The organism is Massilia litorea (assembly GCF_015101885.1).
In the GTDB taxonomy this organism is placed as follows: domain Bacteria; phylum Pseudomonadota; class Gammaproteobacteria; order Burkholderiales; family Burkholderiaceae_D; genus Telluria; species Telluria litorea.
Genome location: NZ_CP062941.1, coordinates 2,489,252 through 2,508,278 on the forward strand (window position 1 = coordinate 2,489,252; position 19,027 = coordinate 2,508,278).

The following is a 19,027-nucleotide window of genomic DNA, read 5'->3' on the forward strand; positions in this document are numbered from 1 at the left end:
TCGTGAGTTACCGGTTGCCGCGGACGGTACGCGCCGCGTGGTCATCCATCATTTTCTGGTCGCGCTTGTTTTCGATCCTGAGGGCTTCGGCGGCGGCGCGGTCGTTCAGGGTGCGGTAGGACAGGCGCTTGCGTTCGCTTTCCTGCCAGGCAGCCTTTTCCAAGTCGCTCTTGTAGTTCGCGTGCTTCAGTACTTCCTGCTGGCCGTTGATCGCGTTATCGAGCTTGCCGACAAAGGCGACGAAGTTGGCGTAGGCGAAGGGCGTGATGCCGTTCATCTGCGCCTGGTCGAGCTTGTTTGCGTAATCGTCGCGGTAGCCCAGCAGCATTTTTAATTTTTGTTCCGCTTCCTCGACCGCTTTCAGGGCGGCGCCGAGACGCTTGGCGGCGTCGTCGGAATCGCGCTGGGCCAGCTCGATCAGGGTTTCAAGTGCGGAAGGATTTGCCATGATGAAGAAAGTATACCGGCGGCAACATCAAACCGATCAGCTGAACAGAGAGGTTAATTGCCCCAAGCTCTGGCCCATATTCGTGTTGTCGTGGATTTCCTGGCACAGGAACTCCTCGATCTGGGTGTTGAGCGCGATCGCCTGGTCCAGCACCGGATCGCTGCCCGGGGCGTAGGCGCCTACGCTGATCAGGTCGCGCGAACGCTGGTAGCGCGAATACAGCTGTTTCAGCTTTCTTGCCGCCAGCTGGTGCGCGTGCGAGGTGATGCCGTGCATGGCGCGGCTGATCGATTGCTCGATGTCGATCGCCGGATAGTGGCCGGCTTCGGCCAGGTGGCGGTTCAGGACGATGTGGCCGTCGAGGATACCGCGTGCGGCATCCGCAATCGGGTCTTGTTGATCGTCGCCCTCGGAGAGCACGGTATAGAAGGCCGTGATCGAGCCGCCGCCCTCGAGGCCGTTGCCGGCGCGCTCGACCAGCACCGGCAGCTTGGCGAACACCGAGGGCGGATAACCCTTGGTGGCCGGCGGCTCGCCGATGGCCAGTGCGATTTCGCGCTGGGCCATCGCGTAGCGGGTCAGCGAATCCATGATCAACAGTACGTTCTTGCCCTGGTCGCGGAAGTGCTCGGCAATTGCGGTCGCATAGGCGGCGCCCTGCAGGCGCATCAGGGGCGGGCTGTCGGCCGGTGCCGCGACCACGGCCGAGCGCGCCATGCCTTCCTCGCCCAGGATCTGCTCGATGAATTCTTTCACCTCCCGGCCCCGTTCGCCGATCAGGCCGACGACGATCACGTCCGCCGTCGTGTAGCGCGCGATCATGCCGAGTAGCACCGATTTGCCGACGCCGGTACCCGCGAACAGGCCGAGACGCTGGCCGCGGCCAACGGTCAGCATGGAATTGATGGCGCGCACGCCCACGTCCAGGGTTTCCTTGATCGGCGCGCGGTCCAGCGGGTTGACGGGGCGGGCGTTGATCGGCGCAACCTCGCTGGTTTCGAGCGGACCCTTGCCGTCGAGCGGGCGGCCGGCGCCGTCGACGACGCGGCCCAGCAATTTCATGCCGACCGGCAGGTGGCGCGCGCGATCGCTCGGACGGCGGCGCGGATGCGCGACGCTGCCCGGACGCGGCACCGGTGTTTCGACCGGAAACACGCGCGCGCCGGGTACCACGCCTTCGACGTCCGATTGCGGCATCAGGAACAGGCGCTCGCCCTCGAAGCCGACGACTTCCGCCTCGATCTTCGCGCCGTTCGGCAGGGGGATGGTGCAGGCGCTGCCGACCGCCAGGCGCAGGCCCACGCATTCCATTACCAGCCCGGCCACGCGCGTGACGCGGCCCGAGACCTGCATCGGCTCGACGAAGCCAATCAGGGAATGACAGTCGCCGAGGTAGGATTTCCAGCGCGCCGTGTGGCGGTCGGGCGCCCCCAGGGTGGTGTCCACTAAGCCAGCCACTCGACGTTCTTGCCCAGCGCATGCGTCAGGCGGGCCCAGCGCGCGGCGGCCTGGGCATCGATCTGGTTGCTGGCGGTATCGACCTTGCAGCCGCCGCGCCCGACCTGCGGATCGGCGACGACGCGCCAGCCGCCCTTGTCCAGTTCGTCGGAGAGGGCGGTGCGCACGATCTCGATGTCTTCGGGATGCAGGGCCAGGATCGCCGGCGCCTGCAGCACGGGCAGATAATCGATCGCTTCGCGCACGATCGGGATGATCAGCTCGGGGCGGACCGTCAACGCGGTGCGCACCATCGAGCGCGCCAGGTGCAGGGCGAGGTCGAGCACGTCGGAGGCGATGGTTTCGTCGGCGGCGGTGACGGCCTGGCTGAAGGTGGCCGCGATCGCGCGCAGGTTTTCCTGTTCCAGCGCCAACTCGGCGCGGCCCGCTTCGTAGGCTTCCGCGCGGCCGGCGGCGCGGCCTTCCTGCAGCCCCTCTTCGTAACCCTCGGCGCGCGCGCCTTCGCGCAGCGCCTCCAGTTCGGCCGCGGTCGGCAATTGCATTGCCGGATGGGGAGAAGGCAAGACCGCGGCAGCCGCTGCCGCCGCTGACGCCGCTGACGCGGCCGCAGCGGCTGCCGCACGTTCTTCGGCCTGGATGCGCGCCGCAAGCGAGCTGGGGCGCTCGTCGCCGAAGGAGGTCATTTCCCAGCGCTTGAAGGCGCCCTGCGTGTCTTTGCTCATCATTACCCGTCGATTTACCGATCAGACGAAGGAATCTTCGCCCTTGCCGCCCAACACGATCTGCCCTTCGTCCGCGAGGCGGCGCACGATCTGCAGAATCTGCTTCTGCTGCGCCTCCACTTCCGACAAACGAACCGGACCTTTCGACTCGAGGTCTTCGCGCATCATTTCGCTGGCGCGCTGGCTCATGTTGCGGAAGATCTTTTCGCGCAGGTCCTGCGAGGCGCCTTTCAGGGCGATGATCAGCATGTCCGACTGCACTTCGCGCAGCAGCAGCTGGATGCCGCGGTCGTCGATGTCGATGATGTTGTCGAACACGAACATCTCGTCCATGATCTTCTGCGCCATGTCGTTGTCGTAGTTCTTGATGTTTTCCATCACCGAACTTTCCTGCTCCCCGGCCATGAAGTTCAGGATCTCGGCCGCGGTACGCACGCCGCCCAGCGACGATTTTTTAATATGCTCGTTACCCGACAGCAGCTTGGTCAGCACGTCGTTCAGTTCGCGCAATGCGGCCGGCTGCACGCCGTCCAGGGTGGCGATGCGCAGCACGACGTCGTTGCGCAGGCGGTCCGTGAAATGGCTGAGGATCTCGCAGGCCTGGTCGCGCTCGAGGTGCACCAGGATGGTGGCGATGATCTGCGGGTGCTCGTTGCGGATCAGTTCCGACACCGATTGCGCATCCATCCACTTCAGGCTTTCGATGCCCGAGGCGTCCTTGCCGCCCAGGATGCGGTTCAGGAGCACGGCGGCCTTGTCGTCGCCCAGCGCCTTGGTCAGCACTTCGCGGATGTATTCGTCCGAATCCAGGCCCACGGTCGAGTGCGCATCGGCTTCGTCGCGGAAGGCTTCCAGCACATTCACCACTTGCTCGTGCTGCACCGATTTCATGGCGGCCATGGCCGCGCCCAGCTTCAGCACCTCGCGCGGTCCGAGGAATTTCATCACTTCGGCCGCTTCCGATTCGCCCAATGCCAGCATCAGGATGGCTGCCTTGGTGATGCCGTCTTTATCCTTGTCGCTCATTCCGAACCTACCCATGCCTTGATTACGTTAGCCACGATGCGCGGATCGTTCTGCGCCATTTCCTTTGCCATCGCCAGGTTGGCGCGATAACTGCGCTCCCGCGGTGCTTCCTCTTCCTCGATCGGCATGCCGTCCGGTCCCAGCAGCGGCTTGCCTTCGAGGTCGACGATGGCGTCCTCGTCCTGCCCTTCCTTCTTTTCCTCGTCCGGGATCGCGGTCGCTTCGTCGAACTTGCGTACCACCGGACGCAGCAGCGGGCGCAGGATGCGGAAGTAAAGAAAGGCGATGACAGCCGCGATCAGCAGGTATTTTCCGATTTCCATGGCCAGCGGCAGGTTGGACGGATCCTTGTACCAGTCGGGGCCGTTCTCGTCCGGACGGTCGACGCCGTCGAAGGGGGCATTCGCCACGTTCATCGTGTCGCCGCGGCTTTGGGAGTAACCCATCGCCTGCTTCACCAGTTCATTGATCTGCGCCACTTCCGCCGCCGGCAGCGGTTTCACGGTGACCTTGCCGGTAGCCGGGTCGACCGTGCGGCGGTAGTTCACGACGACACCGACCGTCAGGCGCTTGATGCCGCCCATCGGACGCTGCTCATAGCGGATCGTCTTGTCGAGCTCGTAATTCGTGGTCGCGTTCCTGGCTGAAGGGCCGGTCGTCGTCTGCGGTGCGGCGCCGGGCGCGCTACCTTCCAGCGGGGCGGTGGCCACGCCGGGCGGCTGGTTCGACAGCGCGCCGGGAATGCCGTTGGCCGGGCCGGTGGTGGCGCCAGTCTGCTCCGAGGTCTGCTGGCTGCGGATCGCCTGCGGCTCCGGCGGCGAGTTCGGCTTGTACATCTCGGCGGCGGTGTCGACCTGGGCGAAATCGATGTCGGCGGTCGCTTCGGCGCGCACATTGCCCTTGCCGACGATCGGGGTGATCAGCGATTCGACCTGCTTGATGATGTTCTGCTGGACCTGCTCGACATATTTTAATTGTGTCGCATCGAGCTGCTTGCCGAGCGCATTCGCCTTGGGCTGCTCGGACAACAGGTTGCCGTTCTGGTCGACGACGGTGACGTTGCCGATCGTCAGTTCAGGAATGCTGGACGCCACCAGGTGCACGATGGCGCTGACCTGGCCCGGATCGAGGGCACGGCCAGATTGCAGGTTCAGCAGGACGGAGGCCGTCGGCTTTTGCTGGTCGCGCACGAATACGGACGGTTTCGGCAGCGCCAGGTGGACGCGCGCGCCGGCCACCGAGCCGAGCGACTGGATCGAGCGCGCCAGCTCGCCTTCGAGCGAACGCTGGTAATTGACTTGCTCCAGGAACTGAGACACGCCCAGCTTCTGGTTTTCCATCAGCTCGAAGCCGACATTGCCGCCTTTCGGCAAGCCCTGGGAGGCGAGCTTCAGGCGCAGGTCCGGCACCTGCTCGGCCGGCACCAGGATGGCGGTGCCGCCCTCGGAAAACTTGTATTTCACGCCCATCTGGTCGAGCGAGGCCGTGATTGCGCCGCCGTCCTTGTCGCTGTAGTTGGCGTACAGCACGCGGTAATCGGGGGACTTGCTCCACATCCAGATCGCCAACACAGCAGCCAGCACCGCCGCCACGCCACCGCCGATGAGCACGTTGCGGCCCATGGGGGTTTTCAGGAACGGTTGTGGAGCAGCAGGGGTGTCGAGCAGGTCGTCGGCGGTTGCGGCCATGTTGTTGTCCAGGGGAGAAAGGAGATCAGAGCCGAATTATGAAGCCTTGGAGCAACATTCAAACGGGGGAATAGGAGGCGCTTTCCCCTCCTGCTCGACCCAGCGGCTTGCGTGGACGCTGGTAACCTGCAAGCCTGACATTGCTCCCGTACGGTTTGTACCGGGGCACGCAAGAGATTGAACAGGAGAACCCATGAACGTAGGCGGAATCGACAGCAGCCGGATCGAGGCGATGATGGCCCAGCTCAAGGCCGCGGCCACGAAGCCGGCCGCGCCTTCGCTCGGCACCGGTGGGCCCGGCGCCCTGGGCGGACTCGGCGGGATCGGCAATGCCGCCCCGGTCAACGAAGGTCCGTCGAAGGTCAGCTTTTCAGATGCCCTCAAGAATTCGCTGGAGCAGGTCAGCAATTCACAGAAAACGGCCGAGGACCTGGGCAACCGCTTCGCCATGGGCGACGACAGCGTCAGCCTTTCGGACACGATGATCGCGATGCAAAAATCCACGATTGCATTCCAGGCGACGGTGCAGGTGCGCAACAAGCTGGTGTCGGCGTATCACGAGATCATGAATATGCAGGTTTGAGTTTTCCGGACTACTAACAGTGCCTTTAATGCACACGGGCCGCTTTCCAATTGGAAGCGGCCCTTTTTTTGGCTGTCGCTGGCGTTCAGAGATCCGGCGCGGTCCGCGTGCGGTTGAAATTGAAGCGGTTGACGGCAGCCCGCCCCAAATCGATGCAAGGCTTTTCGATGAAATGGTAAGCAAAATAAGAAAGGCCGGCCACGGCGACAACAAAGACCGACCATTGGACGAACGGCGATATCCCCTTCAGGTAATGAAACGAAAAATAACGGATGGGGTCGTGGACGAGATAGATTCCGTAGGAGTAACGGGCAATCACGCTGCCGACATTCCGGATCAGGTTTGATTTTATTTCCCCGCATCTCGGAATCAACATGCCGAGCAGCAAACAAATGAGCCAGGAAAGCACGGTGGCATTCGCGCCGTGTCCGACCAGCGAAGGATAGAGGATGGCGACCGCCCCGACATAGGCGAACAAGACGCCCGGTGAATAGCTGCGAGGCATGCGTCGCCGGCAAAACGCCAGCACCCCCGGCAGAAAGCAGGGGAAGAACTTGACCAGGCTGAAATCGATCCCGAGCCGCCAGAAAGCAAGTACGAGCGCAACGGACGCACACCATAGCGCAGCGATGCCGCCGGATGAATATCTGCCACTGTAGCGTGACCAGATGAACAGCACAGGCAGGAAGAAATACATCTGGAATTCGTAGGGCAAACTCCACAGTACCGGCGTGACGTTGGCACTCCCGGTCAGGTTCTGTATCAGGAACACATTGCTGAGGAAGGTAGACAGGTTCGGCTGCGTCCCGGAGTGCATCCGTTCGATCACGGAAAGCACGACGACGACCACGATGCTTAGGGGATAGATCCGGAAGGCCCGGACTACAAGAAAGGATATCGTCGTGGGAGGACCGCCGAGGACCCTCGTTTGCCGATCCAGCGAAAACATCAGCACCAGGCAGGTGTGCACGAAGAAGATCATCACACCCAGCGTGCCCAGGATATGGGTGTCGAAGCCGCCAGGATTTGCCAGCGAGTTATCCAGCAGAAGATGGCTGATCACGACGAAACTGACCGCCAGCGAGCGCAGCACGTCGAGATTGGGGGAGGGCGATGTGGAAGTCATCATTGCCACGCACCGAACACTTGATTCGTGAAAGCGGCGCCGTAGTGCCAGGGCGAATGTTTCATGCAGGCCATCCCAGTTCCCCTGGTGGGGTTAAAAAAATGGAAACAGTTCCGTCATCAAGTTTATCGGTACTTCAGCGACCGGACTTGATGCAGATAAGTAGTAGCGGCTTTTTATTAAAAAACCGAATCCGTTTGTATCTGAGGCGTACTTTGATTAGAGAAATTTCCTGATATTCGTACCCGTATTTTTGCGATGCGCTATGGATCCAGGAGGTACAAATGTGCGTCCGAGTAGCTCTGATATTTGTCAAGCGCCCCCTCTCGAATGTGCGTAGCGTCGAATATCGCCGATCCCGATCGAATGGGATAAGCCGGCGAATACGTAAGGCACTTCCTTAGGGGATATGATGACTAATCAAGAAATGATGCGGAGACGTTTTCTCCGCGACTCAGTCATTGCGCTCGCTGCGCCTGCCATTCCGATGGGGGCCTGGGCGCAAACGGTCCTTCAGAAACGCCAGGAATGGCAGAGCTTCAAGGTCACGCCGCAATACGGATCGCTGCTTACGGCAATACGCCGGATGAAGGCAAACACGAATGCAGCTGATCCGAACAGTTGGGCGTATTGGACGAATATCCACCTCAATCGCTGCCCCCACGGCGTCGCTTATTTTTACGCCTGGCATCGCGGTTACCTCTGTTATTTCGAGCGCCAGCTGCGTATCGTCTCCGGCGACAGCAAGCTTGTCCTTCCCTACTGGGATTACTATTCCAACGCGACACTGCCTGCCGAATTCACGAATGCAAGCAGTACCAATCCCCTGTATGTGCCGCGGGTCAATACCAACGTGCGGCAAGCCCTGACCCTTGCTCCTTTTGCCGCGACGGTGACGAACTTCCAGCGCGGCCTGTACAACGCCTTCGAGCCCAGCCTGGAAGGCGCCCCCCACAATCCGGTGCACGACATCATCGGCAATGTGATGGCAACGATGAATTCGCCGAACGACCCGATTTTCTGGCTCCACCACGCGAACGTCGACCGGCTCTGGGTTGCCTGGGTGGCTGCCGGCGGGGGAAGGAAAATGCCGGCGACGACCAACTCCTACTGGCTGGGCAGCCATACCTATACCAGCACGTTGACGATGCAAAGAAGCTCCACCTACGACACGCGCACCAACCTGCAGTATTACTATCAGAACGAGTTCATGCCGACCACCATGCCGGTCGCCCAGCTGCCGCGCGGCGAGGTACACCAGGTGCAGGCGCATGGGAACGAGCGTCTGCTGCCCATTCCACCGGCGGGGCCATTCAAGCCGGGCGGGCGCAAGCCGACCGGCGACACGACTTTTTCGATTGGCGGGGCGCTTGCGGTCGGACTGGACCAGCGCTCGGTCAGCGCACAGTTCCCGGTCTTGCCGGAAGACTGGGCCGCGGTACAGGAGATCATGCGCGGCAACCCGGGGACGGTTCGGGGCAGCGCCAGGAAATACAGATCGGTGCAGGTTGTACTCGATAATCTCGAGCTGACCGATGAGGGCATGAACGGTGGATATTTTTACCAGGTCTACCTGAATACACCGTCTGCCGATGGCACGGCCAACGGCCAGACGTCGGTGCTGCTCGGGACCCTGGGCGCCTTCCAGATCAACGGCGCATCCCATCATGGCGGCCCGGCACGGCTGAGTTACACGGTTGCGCGGGGGCTGGTGCGGAATCAGGACCTGCGCGTCGGTATCGCCTCGATCTCCTTCATCCGGGTCGATGGCGATAACAGCCCGCGCGGCGCGACGATCGGTATCGGCGAGGCGCGGCTGGAGCTGTCGACCGAGGAGAAGGATTCCTGACGATCCACCGTCTGCAAACCGGCCAGGGCCGGCGCCGGTGAAGCGGGGTCAGTTCAGGCCGGCGAGCTTCGCATTGCGCTCACGCTCCAGCCTGGTGATATAGCGTTGCACAGCAGCCATGTTCCCGCGCGAAATATCGACGAACATGCAGCCGATGCGGCGGCTGGTTTTGTTGTTCAGCATCGTCACGTCCAGCGCATTGCGCACCTGGAGCGAGGTGGTGACGGTGCCGATCTCGGGCAGCTCGATGCGGCAATTGGTGAAGGTCTGGCCGATCGTCGAATTGAGCATCATCTTGTTGTCGAGCAGGGCGACGCCGCCGCAGCTGATGTCGGCCAGCGGGAAGGTGGCGTTGCCGCCCCCGAGGTCGAGCGGCATCGGCACCAGGGCCGGTACCGGATTGGTCACCGGCGTCGGCATCCGATAAAACTCGCGCCGCTGCAGGCGGATCAGGGAAGACGGAATCTCGGCCGCCAGCGCGCTCGCGCCCCGGAACTCGGCTTCGCGCACGCCGTTCACGCTGAACAAAATGCGGATCTTGTCGAGGTAGGTTTCGCAGAGCACGCTCCTGGCCTGCACGATGCGCTCGTTCTGCTCGCGGTTGATCGAGCGATCCAGCACGAACACGCCATCGTCGGCATCGACCTCGAGGATCGAGGTGACGCAGACATCGGCCTCGCCCTTGATCTTCATCCGGATCAATTGCTTCTTTTCGCCGATCTGGCGCAGCAGCGCCACGATCTCGCGGCGCGACTGCACCTCGTAGTCGTGCCAGTTTTCCAGTTCTGCGTCATGCATTGCTTGCATCTTGTTCCGCCGATATTGCAGGTGAGTCTGCAGGTAAGTCTGCAAATGAGTTTGCAGATGAGTCGATATGGAGAGCGCTGTCCGGCGGGGCCTGAGTGGGCCGGCCGAGTTGTTGCGCTGACTCAATATGATATAGCCATGCTAACAGTTCCGCAATTGCGCGGTAGAGGGCCGGCGGAATCTGGCCGTCGAGGTCGATATCCATCAGCAGCGCGACCAGTTCCTTCGATTCGTGGACGAACACGCCGGCGTCGTTCGCCCGCTCGATGATCTGTTCGGCCACCAGCCCGCGGCCCTTGGCGACCACCGTCGGCGCGCTCGATCCGGCAGCGTAGGCGAGGGCGACGGCGCGCTGCTGGCGTTGCGGCAATTCGCTCATGCGCCCTCCCGATCGTTGACGCGCAGCGCCGCCAGTTCGTTGCCGGCCGCCGCCAGCGCTTCCTGCAGGCGCGGCGCCTCCGCGCGCAGCAGGCTGGCGCTCCCCGATTCTGCCACCAATTCGATATGCAGGCGCGCGCCACGCAGGCTGACGCTGGCTTCGACTTCTCCCAGCAGGGCGAAACGCAGGCGCAGGCCGCTGTGCCAGCCGGCCCCGTCGTCCTTGCCGCCGCGCGCCTGGGCGGCATCCTCGCCATCGTCGCCATTGCGTGTGATCTCCCAGCGCATCGGCTGGCCGGGGCCGAATTGACCCTGCCACACGAGCTGGCCGGATTCGTGCGTCGCCAACTGCTGGTTGATCAGCTGCGAAGCCGAGGGATCGGTGGGAAGGGTGCCGGGCGCCTGCCGCGCCTGCGGTTCGGCCATCAGTTCGGCCAGCGGACGTTTGCCTTCCGCCCATTGCGCAAGGTGCGATTCGTAGAACAGGCCGCTTTTGGCCACGGCCTGCTGCAATTGTCCCGCCAGCTGCGCCGGATCGGGGGCGCCCTGCGGCAAGAGAGGCGTGCTGGGGTTCAGGCTGGCCAGCGGCGGGGCGCCGGCGGCGCTTTTCAGGACCTGGCCGAGCAGGCGCGCCGCCGGGCTGAGCTCAGCCGACTGCCCCTGGCCGCCTGCCTGCAGCAGGCGCGAGCTGGCGGCGGCGACGCTGGCCGCCAGCGAGGCGGCGTTCGCGCTCAAGGGCAGCAGGGTGCCGTGCAGGGCGGCGTCGCCGAGGCCGAAGGTCGGCTGCGGAGACGCGGCGAGCACTGTCATCGTCAGCTGCGCGCCGGGCTGAATGCCCGGAGGCAGCATCATGCGCACCGGCATATCCGCCACGCGCACCATGAAACTGCCGTCGCCGAGGCGTGCCAGCACCGCGGCTTGCACTTGGCTGCCGAGCATGGTGGCGAGGGTACGCTGGAAGGCTTCGAGGCGGGGATCGCCCGTGCGTTCGGTCGGCGCTACCGGCCGGGCCGGTAGCGGGGCGCTGAGGCCGGGACTGGGGATGCGCTCGACCATGGAAAGCTAAGGACCTGTCGGAGGGAGCGGGCCGCCGCTGGCGCGCCCGGCGTCAAACACTGCCGTAGGCGTTGACGAGGCGGCGCTGGGTACCGGAGTTGTTGATCAGGGCGGACAGCTGGGCCATCCAGGGCATGGTCAGGTCGCGGATCTTGCGGTCATCGGCCAGGATGCGGCGGATGCAGTCGATCTTTGCCTGGCGGCCCGACGGATTGAGTTCGACCGCCGCTTCGCTGCGTTTCAAGGTGTCGACGTGCGCCGTGCATGCGCGCTCGAGGACCACCAGGTGGTCCCAGTCGCCGGCTTCGGCGGCGGCGAGCATCTGCCCGGTCAGGTCGGCGACCGCGGCGTACTCGAGCAGGACTTCCTGGCCCGTCATCATCAGGCGCTCGCCATCACGGGGTAGTGCGACATCGCGGCCGGCTGAACCGGCTTTTCGCCGATCTGCGTCCATGCGTCGCGCAGGTCGGTCAGCAGGGTCTGCACTTCGTCGAGCAGCGCCGTCTTGTTCTGCAGGCTGGCGGTCAGGAGGCGTTCGGTCATGTACACGTACAGGGCGTCGAGGTTGCTGGCGATCTCGCCGCCGGCCTTCTTGTCGAGGCTGGCGCGCAGGCCGTTGTTGATGATGTCGAGGGCTTTCGAGACAGCCGCGCCTTTCTCGACGATATTGCCGGCCGCCATGTGCGTGGCTGCACTCTTGATCGCGGCCAGGGCGCCGTCGTACAGCATGACGATCAGTTTATGGGGCGAAGCGGAAATCACCGAGGTTTCCAGTCCTACTTTGGCGTAAGCGTTGACGCCGCGCTGCATCGATCCAAACATCGTGAACCTCCAATACTTCTTCAAGTGTGGGGAGCGCGCCAGGGGGCGTTCCGCCAAGTTCGTGCTGGAGCTGGTCGGTGCGGCGTCGAGGCCGTCCTGCCATTCTTCAGCGTGGGTAGTTTACTGGCTTAACGGCAGGTTCTAACCGGACTTGAGAGGCGGGAATACCCGGCTTTTTCAGGCTTTGTCATCCCGATAATGGATTCGACAGGCGTGCCGGGCCGCGCACAAGAGTGAAGAAGGGAGATTGCGCGCCAGCAGGAAGCGCTCACGCGAGGCTTAAAAAAGTCAGTCGTTGCGTGGCCGCTGGCGCCGCTCGTGATGGCGCCGCGCTTCGGGACTCTGCAGGGCACGCGTCAGGATCGAGCGCGGCACATTGCAGGTGTCGAGATAGGTCAGGGCGAATTCGACTCCGCGAATGTCCACCAGATAAAGAGCATATTCGGCGGTCAGCGCCGTTTGCTCGTCGGTTCTTCGTTGCATCATGAAACTCGCACCATCAACCCGCTCGACAGCCGGCCGGACGTCGCATACGTCCACCGTGTCGCATTAATACAATGATATCCATGTCGACCCCGCGCACGTGGTCGAATTGTTAGAAAATGTTTCTGTTGTAAATACGACTCAGGCATGCGAACCGCCGGGCGGGCCTTTCCGCATGGGAAGCGCCGCTGCCGCATGCGGTCCGGGCGCGAGGAAAGCGCCGGCCTCGAGCGCGTCGAGCGGACGCGCATAGTAATAGCCCTGGGCCTGGTCGCAGCCGGTGTCGCGCAGCGCCACGGCCTGGGCCGCCACCTCGACGCCTTCGGCCACCACGCGCAGGTTCATGCGGTGCGCCATGGCGACGATCGCCTGCACGATGGCGCGCGCATCCGAGCTGTGCACCATGTCGTGGACAAAGGACTTGTCGATCTTGAGCTTGTCGATCGGCAGCCGCTTGAGGTAGGCGAAGCTCGAATAGCCGGTGCCGAAATCGTCGATGCTGAGCGTGACCCCGAGCGCGCGCAGTTCGCGCATGATCGCCAGGCTGCGTTCGGGGTCGGCCATCGACAGGCTTTCCGTCAGTTCCAGTTCCAGCAGGTGCGGTGCGATTTTCTCCTGCGCCAGCAGTTCACGGACCAGCGCCACCACGTCGCCTTGCAGGAACTGGCGCGCCGACAGGTTCACCGCCACCGGAATCTGCGGCAGGCCGGCCGCGTGCCAGGCCGCCATCTGTTTGACCGCCGTGCGCACGAGCCAGTCGCCGATCGGCACGATCAGGCCGGTTTCCTCGGCAATCGGCACGAATTCCTCTGGAGAGACAATGCCGTGTTCCGGATGGCGCCAGCGCAGCAGGGCCTCGAAGCCGGCCAGGGTGCCGCCCTGCAGATCGATCTTCGGCTGGTACTGCAGGAACAATTCCTCGCGTTCGATGGCGCGGTGCAGCTGGTGTTCGAGCGCCATGCGCCGTCCCAGTTCGCGGCGCTGGGCCGGTGCGAAGTGCTGCAGGCGCGCGCCGCCCGTTTCCTTGGCATGGCGCATCGCCGTGTTGGCATTGCTGAGCAGGGTGTCGGCATCCTCGCCGTCCTGCGGGAAACAGGCGAACCCGAGGCTGCAGGTGATGGAAATATCTTTCCCAGCCCAGGAAACGCTGCTGTTGACGCTTTCCAGCAGGCCGCGCAGGCGCGCCAGCAGCGCCGCTTCGCCGCCGGTCCGGTTCAGCAGCAGCACGAATTCGTCGCTGCCGGTGCGCGCCAGCAAGTCGTCCTCCGCCAGCCCGGCCTGCAGGCAGCGGGTGACGGCCACCAGCACTTCATCGCCGGCGGCATGGCCGAGCGCGTCGTTGACGCGTTTGAAACGGTCGATGTTCAGGCAGGCCACCGCGGCGGAGCTGGTGCGCCGGCCCCAGTCGGCCACGCTGTCGCGGATCGCCCCCAGCAGGGCCTGGCGGTTGGCCAGTCCGGTGAGCGTATCGTGGGTCAGCAGGAATTCGACCTGGCCGGCGGAAGCGGCCAGCTGGGCACGCGAGGCGTTTTGTTGCAGCTGGTCGTGCAGTTGCTGCGCGGCCATGACAAGCTGGCGGTGGTAGATCAGCTCCTCGACCATGCGCGCCAGGTCGTGCAGTTCAGCCAGTTCGGCCGCGTCCAGTTCGCGCGGCGCACTGTCGATGATGCACAGGGTGCCGAGCTTGGCGCGCTCTACGGAATACAGCTGCACCCCCGCATAAAAGCGAATGTGCGGTGCGCCGACCACGATCGGGTTATCGGCAAAGCGCGGGTCGTTGGCGGCATCCTCGACCACCAGCGGCTGGTCGGTCAGGATCGCGTGGCCGCAGAAGGACACTTCGCGCGAGGTGGTCTGGGCGTCGAAGCCGCAGCGCGACTTGAACCATTGGGTGTCGCTGCCGACCAGCGAGATCAGGGCGGTCGGCACCCCCAGCAGCTTGGCCGTCATCCGCGTGATCCGGTCGAATGCTTCCTCGGGGCCCGTGCCGAACAGGCTCGTTGCGTGCAGGGCGGCGAGCCGCCGGGCTTCGTCGACCGGAATGGCGGGTGTCATCATGTGCGGGGCGGGCCGCATCGTGACGATACGGCCGGGTTCGTGGTCCAGCCTGTATTACGCCAGAACAATCGAAATTTTGCAATTAGCGCACGATTGTTAAATCCATGGAAAGCGGCCTGCCGCCGTCTCATTATTTTAGCCAGACCGCCGTTAATGCCCTTGTAGCAGTCCTCGCCAATTCGCCCGCTACCTGTCAGCGACCAGTGCGAAGTTGCTCACAAACATTTTTTTTTAAAAAAATCCTCAAGGTTTTGCAGAGGTCTCCGTTAAAGAATACAAGCGAGCTGAAACAGCAAAGCAAGCAAGAAACCGAACCCCTGATAGCAGCACCTAACTGAACTGCCCACTGGAGAACTACCATGTCGATCATCAACACCAACATGTCGTCGCTGAATGCGCAACGTAACATGGCCAAGTCGAGCAACGACCTGCAAACATCGATGACCCGCCTGTCGTCTGGCCTGCGCGTCAACAGCGCCAAGGACGACGCAGCCGGCCTGTCGATCGCCACCAAGATGGACTCGCAGATCCGCGGCATGACCCAGGCATCGCGTAACGCCAACGACGGCATCTCGATGATCCAGACCGCCGACGGCGCCATGTCGAACATTTCGGATGCACTGCAGCGTATGCGTGAACTGGCAGTCCAGGCCGCCAACGGCACCAACGGCGCCGACGAAACCGGCAACATCGGCACCGAGATGTCGGCTCTGAATGACGAAATCGCCCGTATCGCCGACACGACCAGCTTCAATGGCAAAAGCCTGATGAAGTCGGGCGCTCCGCTCACCGTCGACATCCAGGTCGGCGCCAACAAGGACGAATCGATCAAGGTCGCCATCGCCGACAGCGACGGCTACGCCAAGTTCACCGCTGCGACCGACCTGAAGGTTGATACGCCTGCCAACGCTGGCGCCACCATCGCCAAGATCGACGGCGCCCTGAAGGCCCTGAACACGGAGCGCGCGTCGCTGGGTACCGCACAGAACCGTATGGGCTATGCGATCAGCAACCTGTCGAGCTCGATCGAGAACCAGTCGGCCGCAAAGAGCCGCATCATGGATACCGACTACGCTTCTGAAACCAGCAAGCTGAGCCGCGCGCAGATCCTGCAGCAGGCAGGTACCGCGATGCTGGCCCAGGCCAACTCGGCACCGAACAACGTGATGTCGCTGCTGCGCGGTTAATCCCCCGATATAATCGATGGTCCAGCTGTGCGGGGTTAAGCCCCGCACAGCTGTTTTCAAAGAGGTGTTCCGATGTTGCAACCAATACAAGCTGGAAGCCCATCGGTCGTCGCCGGCAATACGGCGCGGCCGTCGGTGGACGGCGTCAAGCCAGTTACCTCTGCCGCGCCCGTCGCGGCGTTTGCACATGTGGACAACAAGTTGGCCGGTGTCGAACTGGGCAATGCCGTTGCCGACCTGAACAAGGTGGCGCAGGCCAATGCGCAAGGCGTGCGTTTTTCGGTCGACGAGGACAGCGGCCGCACCGTGGTCAAGGTGGTCGACACCCAGACTGACGCGGTGCTGCGCCAGATCCCGAGCGTCGAGGCGCTCAAGCTGTGGCGTTCGATCGAACAGATGCAGGGTGTGATGTTGCGCGACAAGGCTTGAGGCCGGGGCATCTGCATCCGTCTTATATGAAGGAAGCGAACAATGGGTATTAGTGCCGCAGGCATGCTGTCGGGGTTGGACGTCAACGGTCTCGTGACGTCCCTGATGGAGGTCGAGAAGCAGCCGCTCGCGAACCTGCAAGCGAAACAAGCCAGCTTCAATTCCAAACTGTCCGCGTTCGGTACGCTCAAGAGCGCGGTGTCCACCTTCCAGGCAGCCGTGAAGGCGCTGTCGGGCGACGCCCTGCGGGCGCTGACGACAACGTCCACCAAAGCCGATGCGATCGGTGTGTCCGCTACCAAGGACGGCGGTGCGGCAGCCGGCAGCTATTCGATCGAGGTAAGCAAACTGGCGCAGAGCGATAAGCTGGTGTCGTCCGGCATTGCAACAGATGCAAAGTTCCTCGGCCCCGGTTCGATGGAAATCACGATCGGTGGCAAGCCCACGACTGTGAACCTGACCGATGCCACCCTGGCTAGTGTCTCGAGTGCCATCAACAAAGCCAACGCCGGCGTGACTGCCACCATCCTGAACGACGGCACGCAAGATCGTCTCGTCATCACGGGCAACCAGAGCGGCAGTGCCAACGGCGTGACGATTGCTGCGACGGGCAGCTTGGCGCGTTTCGATAGCACGCCCCCGCCGGTCACCGTGCCGCCGACGGAGCCGAATATGGCGCGGACGCAGACTGCGCAGAATGCCGAGATGACGATTGACGGCATCGCGGTGTCGAAACCATCGAATACCGTGATCGATGCGATCAAGGGTGTGACCCTGAACCTGGCCCAGACCAATATCGGCAGCCCGGCCACGATCACCCTCGCGAAAGACGCGGCGACGGTGACGAAGTCGGTCACCGCCTTCGTCGACGCCTACAACGCGCTGGCTACGGCGGTCAACAAGCAGACCGCCTACAATGCCGCCACGAAAACTGGCGCTGTACTCAACGGTGACGCGGGTGCGCGCTCGATCCTGGGCAGCATACGCTCCGAACTCGGCAAGGCAGTCAGCGGCGCCACGGGCCTGTCGTCGCTGTCCGACATCGGGATTGCCTTCCAGCGCGACGGTACCCTGAAACTGGAAAAGCCGGCCAAGCTGGAGACAGCGATCGCCACCAATTTCGAGGGCGTGTCGAATCTGTTCAACTCGGCGTCCGGCGTCGCTACCCGCCTTGCCAAGGTCACGGAAGATATGCTGGGCTCGAAAGGAGTGTTCAAGAGCCGCACGGATGGCCTGAACGCCTCGATCAAGGGCCTGGAGAAAAGCAGTGACCGGATGGAGCTGCAATTGGCCCAGACCGAGAAGCGCTACCGCACGCAGTTCACCTCGCTCGACTCGATGATGGTCAATATGCAAAGCATGAGCAGCTATATGACGCAACAGCTGGCGGCGCTGGCAGCCAACAGCGGATACTAAGCAATACACTAGCAACCGGTATCGACGTAAAAAACAGGGCTGTCCGATCTCGGACAGCCCTGTTTTCGTTCATGCCCGCGTTTGACGGATCAGGAACGGAGGAAGCCGAAGATCCGGTCCAGCCTGTCCCAGCCAGTGTTTTGCAGGGCCTGGTTAATCTGCTGCGCCAGCTTCATATCGTGCTGGACGCGGCGGCAAAACACCTGGACCGTCTGGGCCAGCAGGGCCGGCGTCGGCAAGCTGGCGTCGCTGTTGCACTGGGCGGCCAGCACGAAGCGGACCATGCCGAAACGCGAGACCAGCCGCAGGTAGTGTTCGTAGGGTGTGCTGTCGCCGAACGGGAACAGGGCGCTGAACATTTCGTTCAGTAGATAATGCTCCATCAGCCAGGGTGCTTCGCTCAGCGCGGCCGGCAGGCGTTCGATGCCGCGGCGGTAGTTGGCAACGATTTGCTGCTCGACCGATTCCCCGCTGGCCGGGTCCGTTGGCATACCCCTTGCGATCATGTCCAGGATGGCATTCTGCGAGGTGGAGTGGGTAGTTTTATGCCGGACGTTCCACATGGTGGCGAACACCGCCGCTTGCTGGTAATGATTGGGCGGCATGTCCTTCAAGGCATCGGTGATAGACCCGGTCTCGAGTGCTGCAACCAGTTCTTCGATCAGGGCAGGGACTGCTTGCTGCTTGTGCGCCTGAATCGCCTTGGTCAGGCTTTCGCAGAATACGCCCAGCACTGCCAGCTTTTCCCACACTTCCAGGCCTTGCGTGCGCATCAGCTGGAAGCAGAAGATCCGGATTTCATTCATGGTCTCCGGACGCAGCCCGTGCATGGGCTGGATCTTGCCGGCCGAGGTGTCACGCACGACGACCTTGCTCTCGACAAAATCGAAGGCGTCCGGACTCAGCAACGCCTGGCGCGCCGCTTCCGGACAGGACAGCGTCAGGCTCTGTTCAATACCGCCTGCGAACTGGCGCGTCGAACGAGGGTAGCTGAAGCAGGTGTCGGACAGATAGCTTTCGTTGAGGTGTCTCTGCACCGAGCACAGGCTGTCCTGCATGAGCGGACAGGCCGCCGATTCCTGATGCAGTTCGATGCGCGCGTAACTGGCATCGCTTTCCTGGCTGCGCACGCGCCTGACGCTGCTTTCGAACACAGGCTTGAGTTCCGGATGATTCGACTGGCGGTAGGCGTTGAACGTCTTTTTGTCGACGTTCACGCGCCAGCCTGCACAGCAGCTGTCCTCGCAGCTGGAGCCGATGCAGCTGAAACGGCTGACATACTGGGGCACGAGCGCGGTAAGGGATTTGGAAGGGTGAAGGATGGCCATGGTTGTCCGTAGTAGGCTGGGGGCAAGTCTGATCGTACTTTGCGGAAACAATCGTTTCAAGAAGATTGGGCCAAAAATTCACATTCCGGCCCGGTTGGATGCGCGTTTGTCTGTTTCCACTCACAAGATGTGGAAGCGTCATGGTCGCGAATACCAGGGTCCG

19 protein-coding genes are annotated in these 19,027 nt (G+C 62.8%); 5 read left to right on the forward strand and 14 right to left on the reverse strand.

Annotation, left to right across the window (positions count from 1 at the left end):
• Window positions 1-7: 7 nt before the first annotated feature.
• The 5 genes from fliJ to fliF all read right to left on the reverse strand — a co-directional run bounded on the left by fliJ (window position 8) and on the right by fliF (window position 5,342).
• On the reverse strand, window positions 8-448 hold the full coding sequence (gene fliJ / locus LPB04_RS11075; RefSeq protein WP_193688712.1) for a flagellar export protein FliJ: 441 nt from the start codon (window positions 446-448) through the stop codon (window positions 8-10).
• A gap of 36 nt (window positions 449-484) precedes the next feature.
• The gene (gene fliI, locus LPB04_RS11080; protein WP_227496745.1) at window positions 485-1,801 is read right to left on the reverse strand and encodes a flagellar protein export ATPase FliI; all 1,317 of its coding nucleotides are present in this window, start codon (window positions 1,799-1,801) and stop codon (window positions 485-487) included.
• 92 nt (window positions 1,802-1,893) lie between these two features.
• A complete protein-coding gene (locus LPB04_RS11085; protein WP_307727403.1) occupies window positions 1,894-2,631 on the reverse strand; it encodes a flagellar assembly protein FliH in 738 nt (245 codons plus the stop codon).
• An 18-nt stretch (window positions 2,632-2,649) separates the two neighbouring features.
• Window positions 2,650-3,654 carry a flagellar motor switch protein FliG gene (gene fliG, locus LPB04_RS11090; RefSeq protein WP_193688713.1) on the reverse strand — a complete coding sequence of 335 codons (1,005 nt, stop codon included), beginning with the start codon at window positions 3,652-3,654 and terminating at the stop codon, window positions 2,650-2,652.
• A complete protein-coding gene (gene fliF / locus LPB04_RS11095; RefSeq protein ID WP_193688714.1) occupies window positions 3,651-5,342 on the reverse strand; it encodes a flagellar basal-body MS-ring/collar protein FliF in 1,692 nt (563 codons plus the stop codon). The genes fliG and fliF overlap by 4 nt, the downstream gene beginning before the upstream one ends.
• A 193-nt stretch (window positions 5,343-5,535) precedes the next feature.
• Here fliF and fliE point away from each other — a divergent pair, with 193 nt between their 5' ends.
• A complete protein-coding gene (gene fliE, locus LPB04_RS11100; RefSeq protein WP_193688715.1) occupies window positions 5,536-5,925 on the forward strand; it encodes a flagellar hook-basal body complex protein FliE in 390 nt (129 codons plus the stop codon).
• Window positions 5,926-6,010: 85 nt separating this feature from the next.
• On the opposite strand, the gene LPB04_RS11105 is transcribed toward fliE, so the two are convergent.
• Window positions 6,011-7,054: an acyltransferase family protein gene (locus tag LPB04_RS11105; protein ID WP_193688716.1), complete on the reverse strand. Its 1,044-nt coding sequence runs from the start codon at window positions 7,052-7,054 to the stop codon at window positions 6,011-6,013.
• Between the two features lie 406 nt (window positions 7,055-7,460).
• Here LPB04_RS11105 and LPB04_RS11110 point away from each other — a divergent pair, with 406 nt between their 5' ends.
• On the forward strand, window positions 7,461-8,900 hold the full coding sequence (locus tag LPB04_RS11110) for a tyrosinase family protein (RefSeq protein WP_227496708.1): 1,440 nt from the start codon (window positions 7,461-7,463) through the stop codon (window positions 8,898-8,900).
• Between the two features lie 48 nt (window positions 8,901-8,948).
• On the opposite strand, the gene LPB04_RS11115 is transcribed toward LPB04_RS11110, so the two are convergent.
• The 7 genes from LPB04_RS11115 to LPB04_RS11145 form a co-directional block, all read right to left on the reverse strand.
• Window positions 8,949-9,698, reverse strand: coding sequence for a flagellar brake protein (locus tag LPB04_RS11115; RefSeq protein ID WP_193688717.1), 750 nt, complete (start codon window positions 9,696-9,698; stop codon window positions 8,949-8,951).
• A complete protein-coding gene (locus tag LPB04_RS11120) occupies window positions 9,691-10,086 on the reverse strand; it encodes an EscU/YscU/HrcU family type III secretion system export apparatus switch protein (protein ID WP_193688718.1) in 396 nt (131 codons plus the stop codon). The genes LPB04_RS11115 and LPB04_RS11120 overlap by 8 nt, the downstream gene beginning before the upstream one ends.
• Complete coding sequence (fliK, locus tag LPB04_RS11125; RefSeq protein WP_193688719.1) at window positions 10,083-11,141, reverse strand: flagellar hook-length control protein FliK; 1,059 nt, start codon at window positions 11,139-11,141, stop codon at window positions 10,083-10,085. Before fliK ends, LPB04_RS11120 begins: the two co-directional genes overlap by 4 nt.
• 52 nt (window positions 11,142-11,193) lie before the next feature.
• The gene (locus tag LPB04_RS11130) at window positions 11,194-11,523 is read right to left on the reverse strand and encodes a flagellar protein FliT (protein WP_193688720.1); all 330 of its coding nucleotides are present in this window, start codon (window positions 11,521-11,523) and stop codon (window positions 11,194-11,196) included.
• Window positions 11,523-11,963, reverse strand: a complete 441-nt coding sequence (gene fliS / locus LPB04_RS11135) for a flagellar export chaperone FliS (protein WP_193688721.1) — start codon at window positions 11,961-11,963, stop codon at window positions 11,523-11,525. Before fliS ends, LPB04_RS11130 begins: the two co-directional genes overlap by 1 nt.
• A gap of 288 nt (window positions 11,964-12,251) precedes the next feature.
• Entirely contained in the window at window positions 12,252-12,449 is a 198-nt protein-coding gene (locus LPB04_RS11140; RefSeq protein ID WP_193688722.1) for a hypothetical protein, read from the reverse strand.
• 138 nt (window positions 12,450-12,587) lie between these two features.
• Window positions 12,588-14,504: a putative bifunctional diguanylate cyclase/phosphodiesterase gene (locus LPB04_RS11145; protein WP_193688723.1), complete on the reverse strand. Its 1,917-nt coding sequence runs from the start codon at window positions 14,502-14,504 to the stop codon at window positions 12,588-12,590.
• A gap of 359 nt (window positions 14,505-14,863) precedes the next feature.
• Here LPB04_RS11145 and LPB04_RS11150 point away from each other — a divergent pair, with 359 nt between their 5' ends.
• The 3 genes from LPB04_RS11150 to fliD all read left to right on the forward strand — a co-directional run bounded on the left by LPB04_RS11150 (window position 14,864) and on the right by fliD (window position 17,536).
• A complete protein-coding gene (locus LPB04_RS11150) occupies window positions 14,864-15,691 on the forward strand; it encodes a flagellin N-terminal helical domain-containing protein (RefSeq protein ID WP_193688724.1) in 828 nt (275 codons plus the stop codon).
• 72 nt (window positions 15,692-15,763) lie between these two features.
• Window positions 15,764-16,120, forward strand: coding sequence for a flagellar protein FlaG (locus LPB04_RS11155; RefSeq protein WP_193688725.1), 357 nt, complete (start codon window positions 15,764-15,766; stop codon window positions 16,118-16,120).
• Window positions 16,121-16,162: 42 nt separating this feature from the next.
• Entirely contained in the window at window positions 16,163-17,536 is a 1,374-nt protein-coding gene (gene fliD / locus LPB04_RS11160; RefSeq protein ID WP_193688726.1) for a flagellar filament capping protein FliD, read from the forward strand.
• A gap of 89 nt (window positions 17,537-17,625) precedes the next feature.
• Here the strand turns inward: fliD and fliB are convergent, their stop codons facing one another.
• Window positions 17,626-18,864, reverse strand: coding sequence for a flagellin lysine-N-methylase (gene fliB, locus LPB04_RS11165; RefSeq protein WP_193688727.1), 1,239 nt, complete (start codon window positions 18,862-18,864; stop codon window positions 17,626-17,628).
• Window positions 18,865-19,027: the final 163 nt, after the last annotated feature.

What these genes read in the sequence shown, in the direction of transcription:
- LPB04_RS11145 (WP_193688723.1), bottom strand. Translation starts at nt 14,504, where the DNA reads ATGATGACACCCGCCATTCCGGTCGACGAAGCCCGGCGGCTCGCCGCC.
- LPB04_RS11105 (WP_193688716.1), bottom strand. Translation starts at nt 7,054, where the DNA reads ATGATGACTTCCACATCGCCCTCCCCCAATCTCGACGTGCTGCGCTCG.
- LPB04_RS11115 (WP_193688717.1), bottom strand. Translation starts at nt 9,698, where the DNA reads ATGCATGACGCAGAACTGGAAAACTGGCACGACTACGAGGTGCAGTCG.
- fliS (WP_193688721.1), bottom strand. Translation starts at nt 11,963, where the DNA reads ATGTTTGGATCGATGCAGCGCGGCGTCAACGCTTACGCCAAAGTAGGA.
- LPB04_RS11150 (WP_193688724.1), top strand. Translation starts at nt 14,864, where the DNA reads ATGTCGATCATCAACACCAACATGTCGTCGCTGAATGCGCAACGTAAC.
- fliK (WP_193688719.1), bottom strand. Translation starts at nt 11,141, where the DNA reads ATGGTCGAGCGCATCCCCAGTCCCGGCCTCAGCGCCCCGCTACCGGCC.
- LPB04_RS11130 (WP_193688720.1), bottom strand. Translation starts at nt 11,523, where the DNA reads ATGATGACGGGCCAGGAAGTCCTGCTCGAGTACGCCGCGGTCGCCGAC.
- fliF (WP_193688714.1), bottom strand. Translation starts at nt 5,342, where the DNA reads ATGGCCGCAACCGCCGACGACCTGCTCGACACCCCTGCTGCTCCACAA.
- fliE (WP_193688715.1), top strand. Translation starts at nt 5,536, where the DNA reads ATGAACGTAGGCGGAATCGACAGCAGCCGGATCGAGGCGATGATGGCC.
- fliI (WP_227496745.1), bottom strand. Translation starts at nt 1,801, where the DNA reads ATGCAGGTCTCGGGCCGCGTCACGCGCGTGGCCGGGCTGGTAATGGAA.
- LPB04_RS11140 (WP_193688722.1), bottom strand. Translation starts at nt 12,449, where the DNA reads ATGATGCAACGAAGAACCGACGAGCAAACGGCGCTGACCGCCGAATAT.
- LPB04_RS11155 (WP_193688725.1), top strand. Translation starts at nt 15,764, where the DNA reads ATGTTGCAACCAATACAAGCTGGAAGCCCATCGGTCGTCGCCGGCAAT.
- fliJ (WP_193688712.1), bottom strand. Translation starts at nt 448, where the DNA reads ATGGCAAATCCTTCCGCACTTGAAACCCTGATCGAGCTGGCCCAGCGC.
- LPB04_RS11085 (WP_307727403.1), bottom strand. Translation starts at nt 2,631, where the DNA reads ATGATGAGCAAAGACACGCAGGGCGCCTTCAAGCGCTGGGAAATGACC.
- fliB (WP_193688727.1), bottom strand. Translation starts at nt 18,864, where the DNA reads ATGGCCATCCTTCACCCTTCCAAATCCCTTACCGCGCTCGTGCCCCAG.
- LPB04_RS11110 (WP_227496708.1), top strand. Translation starts at nt 7,461, where the DNA reads ATGATGACTAATCAAGAAATGATGCGGAGACGTTTTCTCCGCGACTCA.
- fliD (WP_193688726.1), top strand. Translation starts at nt 16,163, where the DNA reads ATGGGTATTAGTGCCGCAGGCATGCTGTCGGGGTTGGACGTCAACGGT.
- LPB04_RS11120 (WP_193688718.1), bottom strand. Translation starts at nt 10,086, where the DNA reads ATGAGCGAATTGCCGCAACGCCAGCAGCGCGCCGTCGCCCTCGCCTAC.
- fliG (WP_193688713.1), bottom strand. Translation starts at nt 3,654, where the DNA reads ATGAGCGACAAGGATAAAGACGGCATCACCAAGGCAGCCATCCTGATG.